Source organism: Hymenobacter montanus (assembly GCF_014699115.1).
Taxonomy (GTDB): domain Bacteria; phylum Bacteroidota; class Bacteroidia; order Cytophagales; family Hymenobacteraceae; genus Hymenobacter; species Hymenobacter montanus.
In genome coordinates, this window is record NZ_JACXAD010000003.1 from 196,653 (window position 1) to 217,353 (window position 20,701).

19 protein-coding genes and 1 pseudogene are annotated in these 20,701 nt (G+C 58.8%); 13 read left to right on the forward strand and 7 right to left on the reverse strand.

Annotated features, from left to right (window positions below):
- Positions 1-41: 41 nt before the first annotated feature.
- The 3 genes from IC235_RS03820 to IC235_RS03830 all read left to right on the forward strand — a co-directional run bounded on the left by IC235_RS03820 (position 42) and on the right by IC235_RS03830 (position 2,042).
- Entirely contained in the window at positions 42-704 is a 663-nt protein-coding gene (locus IC235_RS03820) for a hypothetical protein (RefSeq protein WP_191003847.1), read from the forward strand.
- Positions 705-927: 223 nt separating this feature from the next.
- On the forward strand, positions 928-1,356 hold the full coding sequence (locus IC235_RS03825) for a hypothetical protein (RefSeq protein WP_191003848.1): 429 nt from the start codon (positions 928-930) through the stop codon (positions 1,354-1,356).
- Positions 1,357-1,679: 323 nt separating this feature from the next.
- Positions 1,680-2,042 (forward strand): hypothetical protein, encoded by a 363-nt coding sequence (locus IC235_RS03830; RefSeq protein WP_191003849.1) that lies wholly within the window; start codon positions 1,680-1,682, stop codon positions 2,040-2,042.
- Between the two features lie 116 nt (positions 2,043-2,158).
- On the opposite strand, the pseudogene IC235_RS03835 reads toward IC235_RS03830, so the two are convergent.
- Positions 2,159-2,428, reverse strand: a pseudogene (locus IC235_RS03835) (Tn3 family transposase); the annotation flags it as partial.
- Between the two features lie 151 nt (positions 2,429-2,579).
- Here IC235_RS03835 and IC235_RS03840 point away from each other — a divergent pair.
- Positions 2,580-2,885, forward strand: a complete 306-nt coding sequence (locus IC235_RS03840) for a hypothetical protein (protein WP_191003850.1) — start codon at positions 2,580-2,582, stop codon at positions 2,883-2,885.
- Positions 2,886-3,094: 209 nt separating this feature from the next.
- Positions 3,095-3,364: a hypothetical protein gene (locus tag IC235_RS03845; RefSeq protein ID WP_191003851.1), complete on the forward strand. Its 270-nt coding sequence runs from the start codon at positions 3,095-3,097 to the stop codon at positions 3,362-3,364.
- 950 nt (positions 3,365-4,314) lie between these two features.
- Here IC235_RS03845 and IC235_RS03850 read toward each other — a convergent pair.
- Positions 4,315-5,550 (reverse strand): M16 family metallopeptidase, encoded by a 1,236-nt coding sequence (locus IC235_RS03850; protein WP_191003852.1) that lies wholly within the window; start codon positions 5,548-5,550, stop codon positions 4,315-4,317.
- A gap of 367 nt (positions 5,551-5,917) precedes the next feature.
- Positions 5,918-6,922 (reverse strand): hypothetical protein, encoded by a 1,005-nt coding sequence (locus tag IC235_RS03855; protein WP_191003853.1) that lies wholly within the window; start codon positions 6,920-6,922, stop codon positions 5,918-5,920.
- 939 nt (positions 6,923-7,861) lie between these two features.
- Here IC235_RS03855 and IC235_RS03860 point away from each other — a divergent pair.
- From IC235_RS03860 to ytxJ, 4 genes are all read left to right on the forward strand, one after another.
- The gene (locus IC235_RS03860) at positions 7,862-9,925 is read left to right on the forward strand and encodes an alpha-ketoacid dehydrogenase subunit alpha/beta (RefSeq protein ID WP_191003854.1); all 2,064 of its coding nucleotides are present in this window, start codon (positions 7,862-7,864) and stop codon (positions 9,923-9,925) included.
- 182 nt (positions 9,926-10,107) lie between these two features.
- Positions 10,108-10,674: a hypothetical protein gene (locus tag IC235_RS03865; RefSeq protein WP_191003855.1), complete on the forward strand. Its 567-nt coding sequence runs from the start codon at positions 10,108-10,110 to the stop codon at positions 10,672-10,674.
- Positions 10,637-10,969, forward strand: a complete 333-nt coding sequence (locus tag IC235_RS03870; protein ID WP_223847067.1) for a hypothetical protein — start codon at positions 10,637-10,639, stop codon at positions 10,967-10,969. The genes IC235_RS03865 and IC235_RS03870 overlap by 38 nt, the downstream gene beginning before the upstream one ends.
- 196 nt (positions 10,970-11,165) lie before the next feature.
- Positions 11,166-11,516: a bacillithiol system redox-active protein YtxJ gene (ytxJ, locus tag IC235_RS03875; RefSeq protein WP_191003857.1), complete on the forward strand. Its 351-nt coding sequence runs from the start codon at positions 11,166-11,168 to the stop codon at positions 11,514-11,516.
- Positions 11,517-11,541: 25 nt separating this feature from the next.
- On the opposite strand, the gene IC235_RS03880 is transcribed toward ytxJ, so the two are convergent.
- Entirely contained in the window at positions 11,542-11,952 is a 411-nt protein-coding gene (locus tag IC235_RS03880) for an OsmC family protein (protein ID WP_191003858.1), read from the reverse strand.
- Between the two features lie 107 nt (positions 11,953-12,059).
- Between IC235_RS03880 and IC235_RS03885 the strand changes: the two genes are divergently transcribed.
- The 3 genes from IC235_RS03885 to IC235_RS03895 all read left to right on the forward strand — a co-directional run bounded on the left by IC235_RS03885 (position 12,060) and on the right by IC235_RS03895 (position 14,807).
- The gene (locus tag IC235_RS03885; protein WP_191003859.1) at positions 12,060-12,890 is read left to right on the forward strand and encodes a hypothetical protein; all 831 of its coding nucleotides are present in this window, start codon (positions 12,060-12,062) and stop codon (positions 12,888-12,890) included.
- 183 nt (positions 12,891-13,073) lie between these two features.
- The gene (gene lipA, locus IC235_RS03890; protein WP_191003860.1) at positions 13,074-13,967 is read left to right on the forward strand and encodes a lipoyl synthase; all 894 of its coding nucleotides are present in this window, start codon (positions 13,074-13,076) and stop codon (positions 13,965-13,967) included.
- A gap of 453 nt (positions 13,968-14,420) precedes the next feature.
- Positions 14,421-14,807, forward strand: coding sequence for a DUF805 domain-containing protein (locus tag IC235_RS03895; RefSeq protein WP_191003861.1), 387 nt, complete (start codon positions 14,421-14,423; stop codon positions 14,805-14,807).
- A gap of 88 nt (positions 14,808-14,895) precedes the next feature.
- Here the strand turns inward: IC235_RS03895 and IC235_RS03900 are convergent, their stop codons facing one another.
- Positions 14,896-15,492, reverse strand: coding sequence for a DUF4136 domain-containing protein (locus tag IC235_RS03900; RefSeq protein ID WP_191003862.1), 597 nt, complete (start codon positions 15,490-15,492; stop codon positions 14,896-14,898).
- A gap of 324 nt (positions 15,493-15,816) precedes the next feature.
- A complete protein-coding gene (gene gcvP / locus IC235_RS03905) occupies positions 15,817-18,735 on the reverse strand; it encodes an aminomethyl-transferring glycine dehydrogenase (RefSeq protein WP_191003863.1) in 2,919 nt (972 codons plus the stop codon).
- 209 nt (positions 18,736-18,944) lie between these two features.
- On the opposite strand from gcvP, the gene IC235_RS03910 reads away from it, so the two are divergent.
- Entirely contained in the window at positions 18,945-20,168 is a 1,224-nt protein-coding gene (locus IC235_RS03910) for an NAD(P)-dependent oxidoreductase (protein WP_191003864.1), read from the forward strand.
- Positions 20,169-20,213: 45 nt separating this feature from the next.
- Here the strand turns inward: IC235_RS03910 and IC235_RS03915 are convergent, their stop codons facing one another.
- The gene (locus tag IC235_RS03915; RefSeq protein ID WP_191003865.1) at positions 20,214-20,555 is read right to left on the reverse strand and encodes a DUF1206 domain-containing protein; all 342 of its coding nucleotides are present in this window, start codon (positions 20,553-20,555) and stop codon (positions 20,214-20,216) included.
- Between the last annotated feature and the right edge of the window lie 146 nt (positions 20,556-20,701).

Consider the following 20,701-nt stretch of genomic DNA (forward strand, 5'->3'; position numbering starts at 1 on the left):
GTCTTCCTCCAACCACCATATCACTTAACCCTCTTTCTACAATGAAACGTACTTTGCTCTCCTTATTGCTCAGCTCGGCGCTCGCTACCAGCGCCGCCGCACAGGCTGGTGGCTGGGACTCTCCCGGCTCCGGATGGGATACGCCGAAAAAAAGCGCACCCAAGAAAACTACCTCGAAGAAAGCCACCACCAACGGCCAGTCCCAAAACGCCGGTAATACCGGGTCGCCCATGCCAGCTGAGCCCGCTAAATCCGAGCCCACCCCTGGCAGTACCGTTTCGACGACGCCCGGCACCAGCTCCGACGCCGGCAATAGCGGCGGGGGCCGTATCGGCAACGATACCCAAATCCAAGGCATGTCGGCGGCTCCCGGTACGCCGGTCATGATGCAAAGCGGCCGCAACGTTCTTATCAACGACGCCATAGCGGCCCGGGAGCGGCGCCTCCGCCATCAAGCCGGCCGCCACCGTGCGGCCCCCGCCGGGCCCACGCTCGTAAGTGCCGAAGGCAGCGTCCCATCCATGGGTACAGGCTCGGAATCGGGCGCCCGCAACAACGCAGAGGGCCAGGAAGCAGCTAGCTCTCCCTCGAGCTCCGGCGGCGCCACTGGTTCCAAAGCCGGTAGCGCTACCAAGCCTGCTTCCGGGAAGTCGGCGCCCAGCAAAAGCCCCAAAAAGGCCGCTCCCGAGCCTTCGGGCTGGTAGCTGATGCTGGTGGTAGGCGGAGGGCCTGAGTTATCATAGCCTTAGTACTTTGCCAAGATCGATTTCGACGTGTAGGGCGAGCTAGCCCAGCAATTCTACGGCCCGGCCGACTCAGTAAAATGGGTCTGCCGGGCCTTTTTGCGTGGTTTAGGTTCCGCTAACTGGAATCGGCACGGTTTTCGTCTTTCGCTCAAACAGCTAGTCATTAATTTATCTTCCAGCCATGTTCCGTTCAGTAGTTACGCTCGCTCTATCATTGTTTCTGGTCGCTGAGGCCCGCGCCCAAACCACTCCCGTCGCCCCGACCAAAACGACGGCTAAATCCGCGAAAGCCCTGGCCCGTACCGACCGCCGCGCCGCCAGAAAGGCCCGCCGCCTGGCCCGGAAATCAATGCCTGCTACCCCCCGCGTAAATGACGGCTGGCCCGCGCTAGAAGATTCACAATCCGCTGTTGCCGCTACCGCTCCTTTCGACGCCGTCGCTTATGGCGCGCCCGCCGCAAGCTCCCGCGGCGAAATCGACAACGCCAACGTGTATGCTGCTCCCGGTATGCCGGTGCACGTGCGTACCAGCAAAGGGATGGTGCCGTACAGCGTGCGCCCCGCCCGCAAGCCCGCCGGCCCACAAACGACGCTCACGCCCGGCAACTAATAACGCCGTGCGTACCCGGTTTAAGCAAGCTCAGCCCTAGCTGCTCAATCATTCTCTGTTGGCTTCTGTTATACGTGCATACCCGCTCCTGGCAGCTATGCGTATGACGGAAGCCAATTCGTTTTTAGCCGGGCTGCCGTAGTCCGGACCCAGTATTTACTCAGAGGGGTTCTTAAGTCAGTATACCGTTTTCTAGGAATTAAAAATGAAGAATTAAAAAATTGACCAGCAGATTTTTAATTCTTCATTTTTAATTCTTTTCCCAAAACTGCTCTAACTAACCTGAATATTCCCTTAATTCATTAACTTATCTCATCCTCAATATGTACCGCTATATCTTTCCGGTGCTGCTGCTCGCATTCATTTCAGGCGATGCGGCTGCCCAAACCAAGCCGGCCCGCCGCGCGACCCGAAAAAAAACTGCGCTGTATTCACCCCGGCGGACCCGCAGGGCTCCCAGCATCAACCCACATACCGGCAAGCCTTATGGCGCGGGAGTCTCGCAGGATCTCAAGGATGGCAATTACTATTTAGCCCCCAGCATGGCCATGCGCAAGCAAGTGGGCTACAGCGGCAACGGCGGCTATAACGACAACCGTACCCGGCGCGCCTCCGGTAAAAAACCTACCAACACCTCTCTTAGCCGCGACAATTCTACGCCTACGGCAGCTTCGGCAAAAAAATAAACTACCCGGCGGAATCCCCACAAATCCCCAGCCTATCATCCAAAACCACGTATGATGGGGTTCTTCTTCCAACGGGGCAGATTTACACGCTAAGGAATTACCCTTCTAAACGATGCCTACGGTTGCCGCAGCGGCCGCCGATGTAGCGGGCCGGCCTGCGCCGGATTCTCGAAGGAATACTTGCCTAGCCGGTTGATATGCTCGTATCGGCTGGGCAAGAGGTACTCAAAGTGGGCTTCGTCCACCGGATAACCCTCCGCCTGGAGCTGCTGCAACACCTCCTGCATGTACACCATGTTCCAGAGCAGCACGCAGTTGGTGAGCAGCGTCAGGCACCGGGCGGCTTCTGCCTGCTCCTCTTGCTGTTTGCGCCGGATTACGCCCTCACTGCCAAACCAGAGCTAGGCTCGCAGCGCGTGCAGCTCCTCACCTTTGTTGTTTTTGATAAACTCCTTGCGAAATCTATGTTGGTATAGTGAAAATGAGGATTTATCTCCTTATCGTGTAAGTCCTCCCAATACAAAGAAGAACCCCTACATGATTTGCCCCCAAACGGGCCGGCGGGCTACCATCCTCTACCTGCGTTCTGGTACCGGCATCTTCGCGCACCGGGAAGCCTTTACCCAGGAACACCTTTACTACGATTCCCGACTTGAGGCAAAACGGTTTCGGGGCCTGGCCAGATACTTCGCGGTGGATAGGATTTGGGAAGAACAGTACCGCAAAGGCCGCAAAACCTCCTACCGGGGCAAACCAACCAAGTGGTACGCTGCGCTGCTGCAGCTGGAGCAACGGAGTGCCGCAACGGTTCCCAAACTGCTGCGGATGTTGAATGGCTATTAATTTGAACCACCGTTTGCGTGAACTCTCGGTTATCCTTCGGGCTATACTTATAATAGGGCGCTTATCTTATCGCTTTATAGCCTTTCCTGTTCTTATGCTGCCTATTTCACAAGATGTAGCGCTGTTTAATGGCCAAGGGGGATTCTTCTAATCCAGAACTACTTGCGCTCATTCAAGACTTGGTCCATTCGGCTATTACGGATTTTGTAATGCCCCGTTATTCTTTGTACGAGGTCTATAAGAACCGTCTGGGACTGGATTGGGACCTCACTGCTCAAGACGTCATCGCTCAAGACATCACAGAGGAATACTACGAGGGACTGATACAAACTGTAAAAGCAATGGCTGCCAGCTCGCTGGCTAATATCCATTTTATCGAAGTCGAATGCCTGGAGGACGATTGCGCTCTATTTGTAGAGGAACATTTGAAGGAGGTACTTGGCATTATCTACTACTCGCATAAGAATGAACTCGAGTAAGCTTCATTAAACGCTCCTTTCGGTAAACCACTAGCAGCCCGCTACTAGGTGCCGGCAAGCTACTGCGGTACCTGTGAGTTTACAAAACTCGTCTACAAATCAAAGTTTACGAAACGCGCCAAGTAGACGAAACGCGCCAAGTAGATGAGTTTTCTAAACTCCAGTAACAGCGCATTTCCGACGAAACGGCCCGCCCCCGAACGGCAGTTTTTTTTGTGCCCTTTGAGAAGCCTCACCAGTTAAAGCCACCACAATTACCAATACTCTGCCCGCTCCATTGTAGTGCCCAAAAGACACCGTTCCTTTGATGAGCAAAGAGTTACAACGGGCATACGGCACCAGCAGCAAGCGGCTCGACACCAAACGGAAGATACGTTATAGCCTTACTCTTGGAATCGCACCGGGTGTGCTCCTTCGCGCCCGTTTGCACTTTGCCGGACTGTGCCGTACTAGTGCAGATGATTCAGTAACTTGAGGAGAAGCCTCTGACTGAAACTACCTCGCCTCTATACCTCCTAAACCAACCAGTGCACCCCGCCTTTCGGCCCGGGGTGGTACTGGTTTTTTTTGCCCCATCCCCATCAAGCGCTATAGCCAGCGTAAGTTTTACCCTAAACACCCTACCCGGTAGCTACGAAGCTGTGTTCTGCTCATCATACCCTAAACCCTACCCAACCCCATCAACTTTTTTCTGCTCCTAGCCTTACTCACTAGCCTGCACCTGTCCTACATTCTGCCGGTAGCCTGTGGCTGCTGAACTATACCCAACCCTTCGCGCTGGAGTATTACAAAGACTGGTTGGCCAACCGGCGCAACAAGTAGGGTGTTATTAAACAAATAGGGTAAACCCTCCGATTCCTTAGCGTGTAAATCCGCCCCATTGGAAGAAGAACCCCATGATGAGCTGGGACTATTTCCGAGCTGTCTGCCCCTGAGCCGGCGCTTGAGCGCTACCTCGCTTCGTAGTACAGCGTGCTGCAGTTTTCCGGGCGCAACACGCTTTGGGCTGCGTTGCGCACGTCGGCCACGGTCACGGCCTGAATACGGCCGCTCTCCTCGTTCACCAGGTTGGCGTCGCCCTGCAGCTTGCTGTAAGCCAGGTTTAACGCCCGGTTCAGCAGATCGATTTCGCCAAATACCAGGCTGCTTTCGGCTTGGTTTTTTACTTTTTCCAGTTCCTGCGCATCCACATCCTGGGCCAGAAACTCCGCTACCACGGCCTCTACCGCCGCATCGGCGGCCGATAAGTCCACCCCTTCGTTCAGCTTGCCGCTGATGACGAGCAGGCCGGGATCGAGCGAGCCGGTGAGCGAGGCTGAGATATTATTGAACAAGGCCTGCTCTTTTACCAGGCGCTGGTGCAGGCGAGCCGACTTGCCCCGGCCCAGCACGTCGCTCAGCAGGTCCACGGCGTGGTAGCGGTCGTCGGCGCGGGCGGGCATGTGGTAAACTTTGTACAGGGCACTCAGCGGCACGGGGGCCGTGGTGCGCAGGTAGCGGGCTTCCTGCTGCGCGGGCTCGGCGGGCAAGTGGCGCTGGTAGGCCGGGCCACCGGGAATGGGGCCGAACCATTTGTCGGCCAGCCGGCGTACCTCCGCGGCGCTTACGGCGCCGGCCACCACCAGAATGGCATTTTGCGGGGCGTAATGCTTCTGAAAAAAACCGCGTACGTCGTCCATCACCGCGTTTTCGATATGCGAAATCTCCTTGCCGATGGTGTTCCACTGGTAAGGGTGGGTGCGGTAGGCCAGGGGCTTGAGCTTGAGCCACACGTCGCCGTAGGGCTGGTTGAGGTAGGTCTGCTTGAACTCTTCGACCACCACCTTGCGCTGCACCTCCAGCCCATTCTCGGAGAAGGCTAGGTTCAGCATGCGGTCGCTCTCCAGCCAGAAGCCGGTTTCGAGGTTGGCCGCCGGCAGGGAGAGGTAGTAGTTGGTGACGTCGGCACTGGTGAAGGCGTTGTTTTCGCCACCCACGCGCTGTAGCGGCTCGTCGTAGCTCGGGATGTTAACTGAACCCGAAAACATCAGGTGCTCGAACAAGTGCGCGAAGCCGGTGTGGTCCGGATCCTCATCGCGCGAGCCCACGTCGTACATCACGTTGAGCACCGCCATGGGAGTGGAAAAATCTTCGTGGACGATACAGCGCAGGCCGTTGTCGAGGGTGAATTCGGTGAAATGAATCATGAAGGAAACGGAAGAAAGCGCGGCCTTGAAAAGCGGCCGGCAAGGCGTCGACTTGTAAGAGCCAACTGCTGGCCCTGGGTGCTGACGCGAGCGCGACCACCTTTCATGGGCTTTGGTCTTAATAAAGTCACGAAGGCGAAGATACGCGAACGTAGTTTCTTGAGACCGATGGAATAAGCCATTTTTCTGGTAACTTATCCCACCTTCGACCGAACTGCAATTTCTTCACTCCACCGGTTGGGAGGATTTAGCCTGAAGATAAGAAGTTAAAACAGGGCTTTCAGCTTATTCCCCTGGATACGCAATGGCCTGGACGCGGCCCATTAAGCGTAGCAGAGGGGCGGGCCTGGGTAGAGTCGCCAAGGCGTCAGAACGTGACCTTCTGAATGGCAAACTGCGTAACAGGCGGGTTCTGGCCGCTGAGCAGCGCCCCAATGTGCGACTGTAGCACATACACGTCAGCACCGCGGCGGGCCATGGTGGTAGGGAAGACATCGCCAGTGGCGAAGGTGCCGGCCGCGGTGGCGGTGGTCCAGCCGTCGGTAGTGCGCATTCGAAACACGGTGTTGGTGGGCCTATTGGCCGACACTAGCAGGGTGTTGTTATCGCTTAATAGTAGGCCGTCGGCACTGGCGAGCACCTGAGCGGTAGCCACGCGGGTGAAGGCCGTGGGGTTAGCCAAGGGCACTTTGTACAGTGTGCCGTCGTCGTACTTGCCGACCAGCAGGTAACCGTCGGGATGGAACACAATGCCATTAAGGCCAAAGGAACCAGCTGGGGCAGCCAAGCGACTATCTTCTAAGAAAACACTAGCCGTGCCCTGGGCATCGATTTTATAGATGATGGGCGCGAAACTATCGGTCACGTAGGCGTTGCCCTGGTTATCCGCGGCAACGTCGTTGGCAAAATGCGGCAGGTTGGGGCGCAGGCTGCTCAGGTCGACGTAGGCTAAGCGCTGGCCGGTGCTACGGTTGTAGCTGGCCAGGGCCGCCAGCTTGCCTTGGGTAGCAGTGGCGGTGCGGCTGCCAGCGCCGGGGTCGGCTATGGCGACCAAAAGACGGTTGCGGGGTACGTCCAGGAAAAGGCCGGTGGTGCTAACCAACTGCGCATCGTCGGCAAAGGCCGAGTAAGTCCCATCGTCCTTTACCTGCCCGACAACTCCGGCCGTGAAGGAGCTGACCAGGAACCGGCCATTGGCCTCATCATAAGCCAGGCCTTCCGGGTAGAGCGCCGGGCGGCTGATGGTAATGGTGGCGGGTATAGCCGGCGCCGCCTCGTCGGTTTTCTTATTCGAGCACGCAGCCAGCACGGCCAGCAGCGCCACCGACGTCGGTGCGGTAAATTGACGGAACAAAGGAAGGGTTCGTTTCATGATAGAAGAAAGTAGAGGGTGGTCAACTTTGATTAGGGGCCGGAGGCATAAGACTGAAATAGGCCTCCGGCGGTGCAGGTTAAGTGGAGCCGGAAGGGCAGCCCATGGTGGATGGCCCCGAGCGCTTTCAGCCAGGTTTTAAGCAGGAGGGAACGATGTGGCCGAGCTGGACGGCGGCTTTTCCTCGTCGGTGGGGGTGGAGCCAGCCTTGCCCTTTATCGGCACTCGCCATTTTAGCCGCGCAGTCGTGCGGGTTCACGCGCTAGGACGCGAGAGAATTGGTGATTTTCTGCTGGGTCGTGGCGCCGGCCCCGAAGCAGATACTCACTGGGTGGGTCAGCTGGTCAGATTGTCGCCGGCCATGGGTGACTTGCTGCCCCGCGGACTGAAGAAGTCAGCGGATAACCGAGCTCGGGCAGCATGGCCCACGGGTAACTGCCCTGAGACAGCTGGTAGCCGGTCGGCTGGCCGATATCGCTCTTCCGGCGTTGGCTGGTAATAACAAAATAATACTCGGGAGCATTCAGGGTAGAGCTTTGTGTCTGCTAAAGCCAGCGAAGCTGCTGCCGCGCCGGGCGTCCCCGGTTTAGCAAGTCAAGGGTCCGCGGGGTGCTTTGACTGGACAAACCTACGAGCCGCGCTTACCGAAGTAAAATCAGGTGTTTTATGGGTTCCCATAAGGAAATTTATAACGGACAAATGCGGGCTAACCGGCTTCGACGAGGGGCATAATAATGGCGACACCCCTTGGTGCCCGTAAGTATCGTGATGGGCCTTAGCCCGAACGCGCAGCCAGCCCGGTGTGGTGGGCAAAGACTACCTATACCGGAATGCGGGTTGGGTTACCTTTGGCATTTGCCCTGATATATGAACCGTTAGAAAGGGTAAGCGGGACCCTGTTACCTTTGCCGGGTTTCTAATTTGCTCCCCCTCCCGTCCATGACTCCTGCCACCGTTGCCCTGCAATTCGACCGCCACGACCACTCCAACGAAATCCTGCTCCACCTCTACCAGCACCTGCTGCGCCCGCGGCTGATTGAAGAAAAAATGCTAATTCTGCTGCGCCAAGGCAAGGTCAGCAAGTGGTTTTCCGGCATTGGGCAGGAGGCTATTTCGGTGGGCAGTACCCTGGCGCTGGCGCCCGACGAGTACATTCTACCCCTGCACCGCAACTTGGGCGTGTTTACCGCCCGCGAAGTGCCGCTGGGCCGCCTGTTCGCCCAATGGCAGGGTAAGCGGACGGGCTACACCAAGGGCCGGGACCGTAGCTTCCACTTTGGCACCAACGAGCACCATATCGTGGGCATGATTTCACACCTGGGGCCCCAATTGGCCGTCGCCGGTGGCATTGCCCTGGCTGATGTGCTCAGCAACCAGCCCAAGGTGACGCTCACCTACAGCGGCGATGGTGGCGCCAGCGAAGGCGATTTCCACGAGGCCCTGAACGTGGCGGCCGTGTGGCAGCTGCCCGTCATCTTCATGATTGAAAACAACGGGTACGGCCTTAGCACGCCCAGCAACGAGCAGTTTCGCTTCCGGTCCTTCGTCGACAAAGGCCCGGCCTACGGCATGGAAGCCGTGCAGGTCGATGGCAACAACGTGCTCGAAGTGTACAAGACCGTGAAAAAGCTGGCCGAAGACCTGCGCCAGAATCCGCGCCCCGTCCTGGTCGAGGCAGTCACGTTCCGAATGCGCGGCCACGAAGAAGCCAGTGGCACCAAGTACGTGCCCCAGTCCCTGATGGAAGAATGGGCAGCCAAAGACCCCGTGGAGAATTACGAAAGGTGGCTGCTCAAAGAAGGCATCCTCACCGAAACCGCTCGCCACAGCATTCGCGAAACCATCAAGGCGGCCATTGAAGCCGGCTTGCAGGAGGCCGACGCCGTGCCCATGCCCACCCCCGACGTGCAGGAGGAACTGGCCGACATGTACGCCCCCGTGGCGCTTAATGCTCAGCGCTCAGCGCCTGACAACACCGACGAGTCCCCCGCAAGTCCGACCGACCCCCAACAACCAAGCACCAAGCACCAAGCACCAAGCACCAAAGACTTGCGCTTTGTCGACGCCATTCAGGAGGGGCTGCGGCAGAGCATGGAGCGCTATCCGGAGCTGGTGCTCATGGGCCAGGACATTGCCGAGTACGGCGGGGTTTTCAAAATCACGGAAGGCTTTGTGGCCGAATTTGGCAAGGCGCGGGTCCGCAACACGCCGCTGTGCGAGTCGGCCATCGTCGGCGTGGGCCTGGGGCTGAGCATCAAGGGCAAGAAGAGCATGGTTGAGATGCAGTTCGCCGATTTTGTGACCTGCGGGTTCAACCAGATTGTGAACAACCTCGCCAAAAGCCACTACCGCTGGGGCCAGAATGCCGACGTGGTGGTGCGCATGCCTACCGGCGCCGGCAGCGCCGCGGGTCCTTTCCACAGCCAGAGCAACGAAGCGTGGTTCACGCACGTGCCCGGCCTGAAAGTGGTGTATCCCAGCAACCCGCACGATGCCAAAGGGCTGCTGTGCGCTGCCATTGAAGACCCTAATCCGGTGATGTACTTCGAGCACAAGATGCTCTACCGTAGCCTCAGCGGCCCGGTGCCGACCGCCTACTACACCACGCCCATTGGACAGGCCGCGCTGGCCGCCGAAGGAGAGGAGCTAAGCATCATCACTTACGGCATGGGCGTGCGCTGGGCCCTGGAAGTGTGCGAAGAGCTCAACATCTCGGCCGATGTGCTCGACTTGCGCACCCTGCTGCCTTGGGACACGGAAGCCGTGCGCAAAACCGTGGAGAAGAACGGCCGCGTGCTCGTGCTGCACGAAGACACCCTGACCGGCGGCATCGGCGGCGAAATTGCCGCCTGGATAGCCGAAAATTGCTTCGAGTCGCTCGATGCGCCGGTGCGCCGCGTGGCTTCGCTCGACACTGCCATTCCCTTCGCCCCCCCGCTGGAAGCCGCTTTCTTGCCCCAGCAGCGGCTGCGCGAGCAAGTACAGGCTTTGCGTAACTATTAAGGTCGAGGCTAGTCGTTGCCAGGCGGCGATCGAATACGTAAGCTGGCTGGCAATGCCCAAGGAGCAGGAGGCTGGTTGGCGTGGTTTTCGCGGTTCTTTTCCGTATCTTTCTTTGGCTTACCTTCTCTGACTTCGCCCGTTTTACGGTGATATACCGCTTATCCGCTATCGTTCCTCGTACCGTGTTTTGGGCGCTGCTGCTGGCAGTGCTGGGTGGCTGCACCATTTTTCACCCCTACCGCCTCCCCACCCCCAAGCCGTCGCCAGAGTTTCTGGCTCAGCAGAAAGCGAAGAAGGCCAAGGAGAAAAAGAACCGTCAGGAGATGCGCGAGGAGATTCGCGGGAACAAAAGGTCCTTGCTCGCGTTGGGCCGCCGCAAGAAGAAAAACGGCGATTCGGATGATGACCCTGTCGTGGAAGCAGCCACCGATGCTGCTTCCCCCACGGCGGGGCCCGCGCCGGCCAGCGCGGTAGCGCCAACCGCCGCCCCCGAAGAAGCCCGCACGCTGCCGGAGCGCGCCACTGTGCGCTACGACAAGCAGGGCTTGATGAAAAAACCCAAGCTGATGCGGCGACGCGTCCACAAGCCCGCGGGCCAACCATTTCGCCCCTGGAAAGCCATTCGTCACTTCTTCAAGTTTAATCTCCATGCCAAGCCTAACTACAGCCCCGACCATCGGCCAGCGGCTCCCGTGCCCGCCGCCGAGCCCGATGCGGCCCCTGGCACTGCGCCTGATAGCAAGCCCTAGCGCCTTGCTGGCCTTAGGACTACTGCTGGGAAGTACTCAGGCTGCCAATGCCCAAATCGTGCCCCAGAAACCGGCCCAGGTGAAAGCCGCAAACCGCCGGGCCCTGCGCGAGACCCGGCAAACCGATTCGCCTTATAAAGACAGCCACCTGGGCGTCACCGCCGACCAGCTTAAGCGCGGTGAAAGCACCCAGCCTCAGCCCGAAACCAACAAAAGCGTCAACTATCGGAAAGGCACGGCCCCGAACGTAAAAGGCCCCGGGTTTCTGGGTTTGCGGCGCAGAAAGAAGGTTTAGCCAGCCTTAGCGGTATTTACGCCGCTACTTTTGAATGACTTTGCGGGCATTCGATGTTGTAGCGCTGTCGTTCCTTATTCACCGCTTGGTTAGCCTTGGCACGCTATGGTCCGTAACGATTGTTGCCGGTGCTGCCACGACCATGAGCCCGCTAGTCTTCGGCCATCGTTCCCTGCTAACTGCATAAATTATTGAAATGTCCACCCCCTGGCTTCCCCTCACCCAACCCGAACAGATAACCGACCTGGCCCAGGCTTCGCACGAGCGGCCGGTACTTATCTTTAAGCACAGCACTAGCTGCTCCATCAGTGCGGCCGCTAAAAGCAAGATTGAACGCCAATGGGCCAATAGCGGCCTCACCAACGTTCCCATTTATTACCTCGACTTGTTGCGTTTTCGCCCGCTTTCGGCTCAGATTGCTGAGCAGTTCGGTGTTCGCCATGAGTCGCCTCAGCTCCTGCTCATCCAAGACGGCAAATGCCGCTACGATGCCTCGCACATGGGTATTCGCCTCAGCGATGTATCAGATAGGGTGATGAAAGACTGAAAGACAGATCTTTAGCTCGACTGCCTTATTGCTCGTAAGTAAATACCAGGTTTTGCTTGATGTCCGGGTGCAGGCTCAGCGCTACCGGGCAGGTAGCAGCCGAGCGCTCCAGCAAGGCCCGATCTGCTGCCGACAGGGCTGCGGGAAGGGTAAAAGTCACGTCAATCTGCGCAATGCGGCGCGGCGCTTCCGCACTCATGTGCTTCCGCACAACAAAAGTGCTGTCGACCAGGTTTAACTGGCGACGCTCGGCCACGATGCCCATGATGGTCATCATGCACGAGCCGAGTGCCGCGCTTACTAAATCAGTAGGCGAGAAAGCTTCGCCCCGGCCGTGGTTGTCGGTGGGCGCATCGGTTTGGACGACGTTGCCTGAGGCTACGTGGGTGGCTTCGGTCCGGAGTTGGCCCAGGTAGCGGGCAGTAGCGGTGTTCATCAAGTCAGAGAGTTACCTTTACGAGGTTGTTTCTTGGTTAGCTAATTTACGTACTACTTAGTGCGCCGCACGAGCGGCAATACAGTTGGGCTCCTTTTAGGTTGATTATGCGTTCCCTCACTCCTCGTTTCTTTGGCTTGCTGGCAGCTGGTTTGCTGGCCGGCGTCACTGCGTGGGCCCAGGCACCCGTGCGTTCCGTCCCGATGGCCACGGCGCCTTCCGACGAGCAGTCGTACAGCAAAGAGTTCGTGTACGGCGTCAATTTTAATACCCAGGGCGGCTTGCTGGGCGGCGTGTCCGTGCGCTCGGCACGCGTACTCGACGACCGGCTGCTGCGCTTCTGGAGCATTGAGGGCGTTATGCTAAAGAATGCCAAAGAAGACCAGGTCACCTCGGTAGTGGGCGGTAGCTACATCCGGCAAAAAGTCAACTACGCCTTCGCGCTCCGGCCCTCGGTGGGCCTGCAGCGCGTGCTGTTTCGCAAGGCGGCCGATGCCGGAGTCCAGGTGAATGGCTTGGTGAGCGCGGGGCCCACCATTGGCTTGCTTATGCCTTATTACATCAGCTTCGACCGCACATATGCACAATCCGGGTCCGTGCCTAGGGTTCCCCCCAATGTGGCCACCGACGAAATCGTGAATGAGCAGTACGATCCCTTTAAACACAATCAAGAATGGGCCATTCTCGATCGCGGCCCGCTCTTCAGTGGGATTGGCGAAACCAAGATTGTGCCGGGCTTCCATATTCGGGGTGGTCTCAGCTTCGAATATGGCCGTTACCGCGAGGCTGTTACGGGTATGGAAGTAGGCTTTTTAGTGGAGGCCTATACCAAGCGCCTGCTTATTCTGAGCCCTAGTAGCTTATCCGACGCCGACGCCCTGAATCGCCAGTTCTTCCCATCGGTATATCTGACCCTTTATTTTGGCCATCGGTCGTAAAGGGCAGGTTAGTGGTTGGCAGGGAGTAGCTAAGGTCCGATAACGGGCTGAGCGGACTGCTGGGGCCGGAGCGCGGGATTCCTTGATTAATTTTGCGTGGCTCGTTCTTCGAAACGATTTGGCTGCGAATTGCTTTTGCGTAGGGCCAACGGTTCATCATCGGCTGCTAAACTGTCCCTGAAAATGATTGATTTGCCCGTTATTCAGCCCCAAGCGGCTGCTCCTGCCCGCCCCCGGAAGCCTGATTGGCTGCGCGTGAAGTTGCCCGTGGGCGAAGAGTACGCGGCCGTACGCCGCCTCGTCGACGAGCACAAGCTTCATACTATCTGCGAGAGTGGTAATTGCCCCAACATGGGCGAATGCTGGGGGGCCGGCACGGCCACGTTCATGATTCTGGGCAATATCTGCACCCGCTCGTGTTCGTTTTGCGCCGTGGCCACTGGGCGGCCTACGGAGTACGACCTCGATGAGCCCCGCCGCGTGGCCGAGGCCATCAAGCTCATGAAGGTGAAGCACGCCGTCATCACCAGCGTGAACCGCGACGAGCTCAAGGACCGTGGCGCCAGCGTGTGGCGCGAAACCGTGGTGCTCACCAAGCAGCTCAGCCCCAACACGACCATCGAGACCCTGATTCCCGACGTGAAAGCCAACTGGGAGGCATTAGAGGTCATGATTTCCGGAGGGCAGGAAGTGATTTCGCACAACATCGAAACCGTGGGAAGCCTCTACCGCCTGGTGCGGCCCCAGGCCCGCTACGACCGCAGCCTGGAGCAAATTCGGCGCACCAAGCTGGCGGGCCACCGCACCAAATCGGGTATTATGCTGGGCCTGGGCGAAAAACCCGACGAGCTGTATCAAGCCATGGACGACCTCGTGGCCAATGGCCTCGACATCCTCACCCTGGGCCAGTATCTGCAACCCACCAAGCGCCACCTCGACGTGGCCGAGTTCATCACTCCCGACCAGTTTGCTCACTACAAGGAGGAAGGCCTGAAGCGCGGCCTGAAGTACGTGGAAAGTGGCCCGCTGGTGCGCAGTTCCTACCATGCCGAGCGTCACGTGAACGTGCCGGTGTAACCAACCCGTCATTCCATTTGGTTGGAGCTATTACTGAAACGTAATAAGGCTCTTGCAAATGCGGCAAGAGGTGGGGTTTGGGCATGCGGCTGAACTTGCATAGAGATAGGTTTTGGCAACGCTCGGGAAGAACGCATTGGCAGGGAGGAAAACGATTGCTAAGTCCATCGGTTTTCCTCCTTCTATGGCCAGGCGCCTGCGGATTCATTGGGGCAAGGAACGCGAGTTGTACGAGTAGTCTTCACCAAAAGCCCGCGGGACAAATCCCGGCCCGGGTCTTTGCCCAAACCCCTTCCTTTAGCCACAACCAGCGTATTCAACCGGCCGTGTTAGTCTGTTCAGTTTTCGGGGAGTTAGGTGAAAGACAGCCGCTTGTGCGTAGTCCTGAACACGCCAAATGTTACGTGAACGGGCCGGTGTAATTCCACTGTATATTAGGCCAAAAATTGCGGCATGGCCTTTTTTACTGCCAATGGACGCTTACGGCGTCGGAGTTATTTCTTGCGGGTGCTGGGGCTGTACGCCCTGGGAATTATCATCTATGCCACGCCAGGCCTGCTATACGCTACCGAAGTGCCGCCTACTGTGGCGGTGGCCGCATCAGTGGGTTTTATAGTGGTGATGTACTTAGTAATGGTTCAGGTTGCGCTGCGATTGCACGACCTGGACCTGCGAGCTTGGTGGTGGCTGGTCGGCTTACTGCCTGGGGTGAGCTACGTACTAGGGGCGGGGCTCCAGTTTGTTCAAGGTACCATTGGACCAAACCGTTTCGGCCCCGATCCTAAACGGCCCACCCTGCTGCCCCCATCACCCGCTGAGGAAACAGCCATTCAAGAATGAGCGTAACTATTATCAAGCAAAAAGGCCACTCCCGAATCGGAGTGGCCTTTTGCTTGGGCGATGTACCCATCTAGTGCAGTGCTTTCGCTTAACGCCGGGCATTGTGATCTTGCGGCGGGTAGGTACTCAGAATACCGCTCACAATGCGGGTAGTTTCCAACTCGTCAATGGTATTCTGATTCACCTGAGCCTGGCCGGTGCCGCGCCACGCCAACTCTTTGCGGCGAGCGTCAATGATGTCAATTACCACGGTGCCGGCTTTGTATTGGGTCACGGGTGCGATACCCCGGCCGTAGTAGCCGTAGCCATACCAGGGATACCCCAGGCCGTTGTAATACGGCGACACCTGCTGTTTGTCTTCTACGCGGGCACTGTAGGCCACGTAAACATCAGGCGACGTCGTTGATTCGACCAGCCCTTTGCGGGTCATCTCGGCCCTAACGGCCGCGCGCATGCGCTTATCCAGAAACGATTCGTACCCTTTTGCCGGCCCCCCTTCGGTGTCGGTAGGCTGCTGCGGGTACCACGCCCAGGTTTTAAAAGCGCGAAAATTAACCGCGTGGTCGAAGTCGTTCGTCACGCCCACACGGGAAGCAGTGCTGCAGCCACTCGGGCCCACTAGCAGCACGAGGCTCAGGGCTGCCAGGGCAGCAGGACGAGCCAGGAAACGGGTGATGGAATTCATATGTCTTGAAAAAGGCAGGTTGATTGAGAGCTCAAAATGCTGGTTTTCGTAACGAGCGGAGCAATTTGAAAGCTGTCGGTATAACGAAAAAATCCTTTCTGGCGTTCCCCGCTACCAGCACCGCGCACATGGCAGCTAACGGGCCATAACGGCCCGTTAGTGTACTATGATGAAGTTTTATCCTAGTCAGCGCAACCTCAAACGATGTTCTTTCCTGCGTCGTTAAAGACCAGTAGTAATCTACTATTGATTCCGGCCGCTTCCTGCTTACTCGTTCATTCGTAATGGCCGACTAGCCGTGGCGCACCACGTTCGTGAGCATTACTAATAAGAGGGGCCTTTGTCGGCTTGCACCAGCTCTTCTTCCTTGTCGACGTACTGCTCAATCGGGGTGCAGCTGCAAATCAGGTTGCGGTCGCCGTAGGCCGAGTCGATGCGGCTGACGCTGGGCCAGAACTTGGCGGCGCGCACGTACTCCATCGGGTACACGGCCTGCTCGCGGGAGTAAGGACGGGTCCAGTCCTGCGCTAACACGGTAGCGGCAGTGTGGGGTGCGTGCTTCAGTACGTTGTCCTTGGCATCGGCGCGGCCGGCCTCTACTTCCGCAATTTCCTTGCGAATCGAAATCATAGCGTCGCAGAAACGGTCCAATTCATCCTTGCTCTCGCTTTCGGTGGGCTCCACCATCAGCGTACCAGCTACCGGGAACGAGACCGTGGGCGCGTGGAAGCCGTAGTCCATCAGGCGCTTGGCAATATCCTCTACCTCAATGCCAGCCTTTTTGAAGTGGCGGCAATCGAGAATCATCTCGTGGGCGCACCGGCCATGGCGGCCCGAGTACAGGACTGGGTAGTGCTGCTCTAAGCGGGCTTTGATGTAGTTGGCGTTGAGGATGGCCAGTTGCGTGGCCCGCTGTAAGCCGTCGCCGCCCATCATCGAAATGTAGGCATAGCTGATGGGCAGGATGCTGGCCGAGCCCCACGGCGCGGCCGAAACTGAACCATCGGTGCGGCCTTCAACCGGAACCAGGGTGTGGCCGGGCAGGTAAGGGGCTAAATCAGCCACTACGCCGATGGGGCCAACGCCGGGGCCACCGCCGCCGTGCGGGATGCAGAAGGTTTTGTGCAGGTTGAGGTGGCACACGTCGGCCCCGATGTTGGCGGGCGAGGTGAGGCCAACCTGGGCGTTCATGTTGGCGCCGTCCATGTACACGCGACCCCCGTGGCGGTGAATAGTCTCGCAGATCTCGATGATGGTTTCCTCGTACACGCCGTGCGTGCTGGGATACGTCACCATCAGGCAAGAGAGGCGGTCGGCGTACTTGTCGGCTTTCTCGCGCAGGTCCTGCACGTCGATGTTGCCATCCTCCGTGCTCTTCACCACCACTACTTCCATGCCGGCCATCACGGCCGAAGCAGGGTTGGTGCCGTGGGCCGAAGCCGGAATCAGCGCCACGGTGCGGTGCTGGTCGCCCCGCGCCTCGTGGTAGCCGCGAATGGCCAGCAGGCCGGCGTACTCGCCCTGGGCGCCTGAGTTGGGCTGCAGGCTAACGGCCGCGAAGCCCGTGATCTCGCAGAGCCACGTTTGCAAGTCCGCAAAAATCTGCTGGTAGCCTTTGGCTTGCTTCAGCGGAGCGAAGGGGTGGAGCTGACCAATCTCGGGCCAGGTCACCGGAATCATTTCGGCGGTGGCGTTCAGCTTCATGGTGCACGAGCCGAGCGGAATCATGCTGTGGGCCAGGCTGAGGTCCTTGTTTTCGAGCTGCTTCATGTAGCGCAACAGCTCGTGCTCGGCGTGGTGGGTATTGAAGACCGGGTGGGTGAGGTACTCGCTGGTGCGTACCAGCGCCGTGGGCCAGGTTAGCTCCACGGTTTCGGGCAGGCTAACGAGCTGGTCGGCTTCCTTGCCCAGCACCTTGGCGAAGACGTCGAGGATATCGGCCACGTCGTGCAGCTCGGTATTCTGGTTGAGCGAAATGCCCACGCGGACCTCGTCGAAGTAGCGGAAGTTGAGCCGGGCTAACTCGGCCTCTTTGCGCAGGGCCTGCTGCATTTCGGCGCTTTCCAGGCGCAGGTTCAGGGTGTCGAAGTAGTGCTCGTTGGTTTGCTCTACTCCCAGCACCTTCAGGCCGGCGGCCAGGGTCTGGGCCAGGCTGTGGGTGTTCACGGCGAACTGCTGAATGCGGCGGGGGCCGTGGTACACGGCGTACATGCCGGCCAGCACGGACAGCAGCACCTGCGCGGTACAGATGTTAGAGGTTGCCTTTTCGCGGCGGATGTGCTGCTCGCGGGTCTGCAGGGCCATACGATAGGCCTTGTTGCCGGCCGCGTCGACGCTCTGGCCGATGAGACGGCCGGGAATCACCCGCTTGAATTGGTCTTTGGTGGCGAAGAAGCCGGCGTGCGGGCCCCCGTAGCCCATGGGCACGCCGAAGCGCTGGGAGTTGCCCACGCACACATCGGCGCCCAGCTCGCCGGGCGAGGTGAGCAGGGTAAGGGCCAGCAAATCGGCCGCCATCACCACAAACACGTCGTGGCGGCGGGCCTGGCTGATGAAGTCGCGGTAGTCGAACACCTCGCCGTCGGCGGCGGGGTACTGCACCATGGCCCCGAAGAACCCTGCGCTGCCGAGGTCGATTTGCCGGTGGTCGCCCACCACCACCTCAATGCCCACCGGCGTAGCGCGGGTGCGCAGCAGGTCGATGGTTTGAGGCAGTACCTGCTCGGAAACGAAGTACTGGTGGGCACCTTTTTTCTTGGTCTGGCTATGCAGCATGTGCATGGCCTCAGCGGCGGCGGTGCCTTCGTCAAGCAAGCTGGCGTTGGCAATCTCTAGTCCGGTCAGGTCAATTATCATCGTCTGATAATTGATGAGGGCTTCGAGGCGGCCCTGGGCAATTTCGGCCTGGTAAGGCGTGTAGGCCGTGTACCAGCCCGGGTTTTCGAGGATGTTACGCTGAATAACCGGCGGCAGGGTCGTGTCGTGGTAGCCCAAGCCGATGTAGCTTTTAAACACTTGGTTCTGGCCGGCAATCTGCTTGAACTTGGCCAGGAAAGCGCGCTCACTGAGGGCTTCGGGCAACTCCAGGGCCCGCTTGAGACGGATGGCCGGGGGCACGGTTTCGTCGATAAGCTGCTCGATGCTGCTCACGCCGATGGTGCGGAGCATGGCCGCCTGCTCGTCGGCCCCGGGCGCGTTATGGCGGTCTTCAAAAACGTCGGCGGGCTGGGGTTTCAGCGTCATAAAGGCGAGAAGTGGGGGAGAGGGAAACGATTTTGATGGTTTAATTTTCCGATTCTTATTTCCTTAACAAAGGTAAGCTTGAAATGGTCCGGTGGACTGCCCTCTAAGCCGTAATTTTGCTCAGCCACCGTTCAGCTAATGAGGAGGGAAGCTGCGGCACTCCCATCGATATCTCATCATTATTTCTTCTTTATCTCTCATTCTCTTCCATGTCCTTTACCATCGGTCTTATTCGCGAAGGCAAAACGCCCCCCGACAAGCGCGTGCCCCTCACCCCTAAAAAGTGCGTGGAAGCCCAAGCCAGCTTTCCTAACCTGCGCATTGTGGTGCAAAGCAGCCTCGTGCGCAGCTATAGCGACCAAGAGTACCGCGACCTGGGCCTGGAAGTGCGCGACGACGTGTCGGACTGCGACGTCCTCATGGGAGTGAAGGAAGTGCCCCGCGAGCAGCTCATTCCCAACAAAACGTACTGCATCTTTTCGCACACCGTCAAGAAGCAGCCGGCCAACCGCGGCCTGCTGCGCGAAGTGCTCAAAAAAAACATCACCCTTATCGACTACGAGCTGCTAACCAATGCCCGGGGTGAGCGAATTGTGGCGTTCGGACGCTACGCCGGCATCGTGGGGGCCTACAATGGCCTGCTTACTTACGGCCGCAAGCACGAGCTGTTCGCCCTGAAGCCGGCTCACGAGTGCCTGGATATGGACGACATGCAGGAGGAGTTTTTCAAGGTGAAGAAGCTGCCGCCCATTAAAATAGCCGTTACCGGCTCGGGCCGGGTGGCCCAAGGGGCCCTCGAAGTGCTCGACCGCATGGGCATCCGGCGGGTGAGCGTGTACGACTACCTCTACCTTGATTTCGAAGAGCCGGTGTACACGCAGCTGCGCAGCTCCGACTACAACCGCCGCCGCGATGGCCGCGTGTGGGACACCGTCGATTTTCATAACAACCCGCAGGAATACGAATCTACGTTTGGCCTGTTTCTGCCCGTAACCGACCTGCTCATTGCCTGCGCCTACTGGCACCCGGCGGCCCCCCGCCTATTCGAAGAAGCCGACACCCGGCGCCCGGATTTCCGCATCAACACCATCGCCGACGTCACCTGCGACGTGGACGGCTCGCTGCCCACTACCAAGCGTAGCACCACCATTGCCGCGCCGGCTTTCGACTACCACCCGCCAACCGGCGCCCTGGAGCCGCCCTACTCGCGGCCCGAGAACATCACGGTAATGGCCGTCGATAACCTGCCCTGCGAGCTACCGCGCAATGCCAGCCGCGACTTCGGCCGCCAGCTACTCGATAACGTGCTGCCCCACTTGCTGGGTGCCGACCCGGAAGGCGTGATCGCGCGGGCCACCATCGCCAGGAACGGCGAGCTGCTGCCGCGCTACCAATACCTGGCCGACTACGTCGCCGAGACCGTCGGGGCGTAGGCAGGCTTCGGGTTCCTGCTCAAGGCCCGGGCGGGGAAGCAGCGCCTAAATGCCGCGCAATACCGGATATTGGGCCTGCACCAACGCGTACAGGCCATAGGCTACCAGCCCGGCGGCAACCGCGCCCAAAGCAGCCGGTCCCATGGTCATTAGCAGGTCGAATGCGTCGCCGGTATTGCCCACGGCCGCCGCCTGCGACTGCTGCCCGGCCTGAATGAGAAAGTAGCCGATGATGCCCAGCACGATGCCCCGCGCCGTGGAACCAACTTGCCCGCCCCGGTACACCAGCCGCTGCTGGGAAGCCGATAAGCTGCTGGCGTTGATATCCTTCTGAAATTGCCCCGCGTAATCCTGGTAGACTTGGTAACAGGGTTGAGGTAAAAGCAAGAGAAAATGCCTGATATCCCTCGATTGGGCAAAACGGGTCTGGTCCTGAATCGGTAGGCAGTTGAACACAAAAAGCCCCTTCGGTTATCCGAAGGGGCTTTTGTAGTGAGGTAGCAGCGTGTGGAGGGCGCCCTACCTAATTGGTA

Excerpts from the sequence above, each read along its gene's own strand:
- IC235_RS03830 (WP_191003849.1), top strand. The coding sequence starts at position 1,680 with ATGTACCGCTATATCTTTCCGGTGCTGCTGCTCGCATTCATTTCAGGC.
- IC235_RS03845 (WP_191003851.1), top strand. The coding sequence starts at position 3,095 with ATGCCCCGTTATTCTTTGTACGAGGTCTATAAGAACCGTCTGGGACTG.
- IC235_RS03855 (WP_191003853.1), bottom strand. The coding sequence starts at position 6,922 with ATGAAACGAACCCTTCCTTTGTTCCGTCAATTTACCGCACCGACGTCG.
- lipA (WP_191003860.1), top strand. The coding sequence starts at position 13,074 with ATGATTGATTTGCCCGTTATTCAGCCCCAAGCGGCTGCTCCTGCCCGC.
- ytxJ (WP_191003857.1), top strand. The coding sequence starts at position 11,166 with ATGTCCACCCCCTGGCTTCCCCTCACCCAACCCGAACAGATAACCGAC.
- IC235_RS03895 (WP_191003861.1), top strand. The coding sequence starts at position 14,421 with ATGGCCTTTTTTACTGCCAATGGACGCTTACGGCGTCGGAGTTATTTC.
- IC235_RS03880 (WP_191003858.1), bottom strand. The coding sequence starts at position 11,952 with ATGAACACCGCTACTGCCCGCTACCTGGGCCAACTCCGGACCGAAGCC.
- IC235_RS03885 (WP_191003859.1), top strand. The coding sequence starts at position 12,060 with ATGCGTTCCCTCACTCCTCGTTTCTTTGGCTTGCTGGCAGCTGGTTTG.
- IC235_RS03840 (WP_191003850.1), top strand. The coding sequence starts at position 2,580 with ATGATTTGCCCCCAAACGGGCCGGCGGGCTACCATCCTCTACCTGCGT.
- IC235_RS03820 (WP_191003847.1), top strand. The coding sequence starts at position 42 with ATGAAACGTACTTTGCTCTCCTTATTGCTCAGCTCGGCGCTCGCTACC.
- IC235_RS03860 (WP_191003854.1), top strand. The coding sequence starts at position 7,862 with ATGACTCCTGCCACCGTTGCCCTGCAATTCGACCGCCACGACCACTCC.
- IC235_RS03900 (WP_191003862.1), bottom strand. The coding sequence starts at position 15,492 with ATGAATTCCATCACCCGTTTCCTGGCTCGTCCTGCTGCCCTGGCAGCC.
- gcvP (WP_191003863.1), bottom strand. The coding sequence starts at position 18,735 with ATGACGCTGAAACCCCAGCCCGCCGACGTTTTTGAAGACCGCCATAAC.
- IC235_RS03825 (WP_191003848.1), top strand. The coding sequence starts at position 928 with ATGTTCCGTTCAGTAGTTACGCTCGCTCTATCATTGTTTCTGGTCGCT.
- IC235_RS03910 (WP_191003864.1), top strand. The coding sequence starts at position 18,945 with ATGTCCTTTACCATCGGTCTTATTCGCGAAGGCAAAACGCCCCCCGAC.
- IC235_RS03850 (WP_191003852.1), bottom strand. The coding sequence starts at position 5,550 with ATGATTCATTTCACCGAATTCACCCTCGACAACGGCCTGCGCTGTATC.
- IC235_RS03870 (WP_223847067.1), top strand. The coding sequence starts at position 10,637 with ATGCGGCCCCTGGCACTGCGCCTGATAGCAAGCCCTAGCGCCTTGCTG.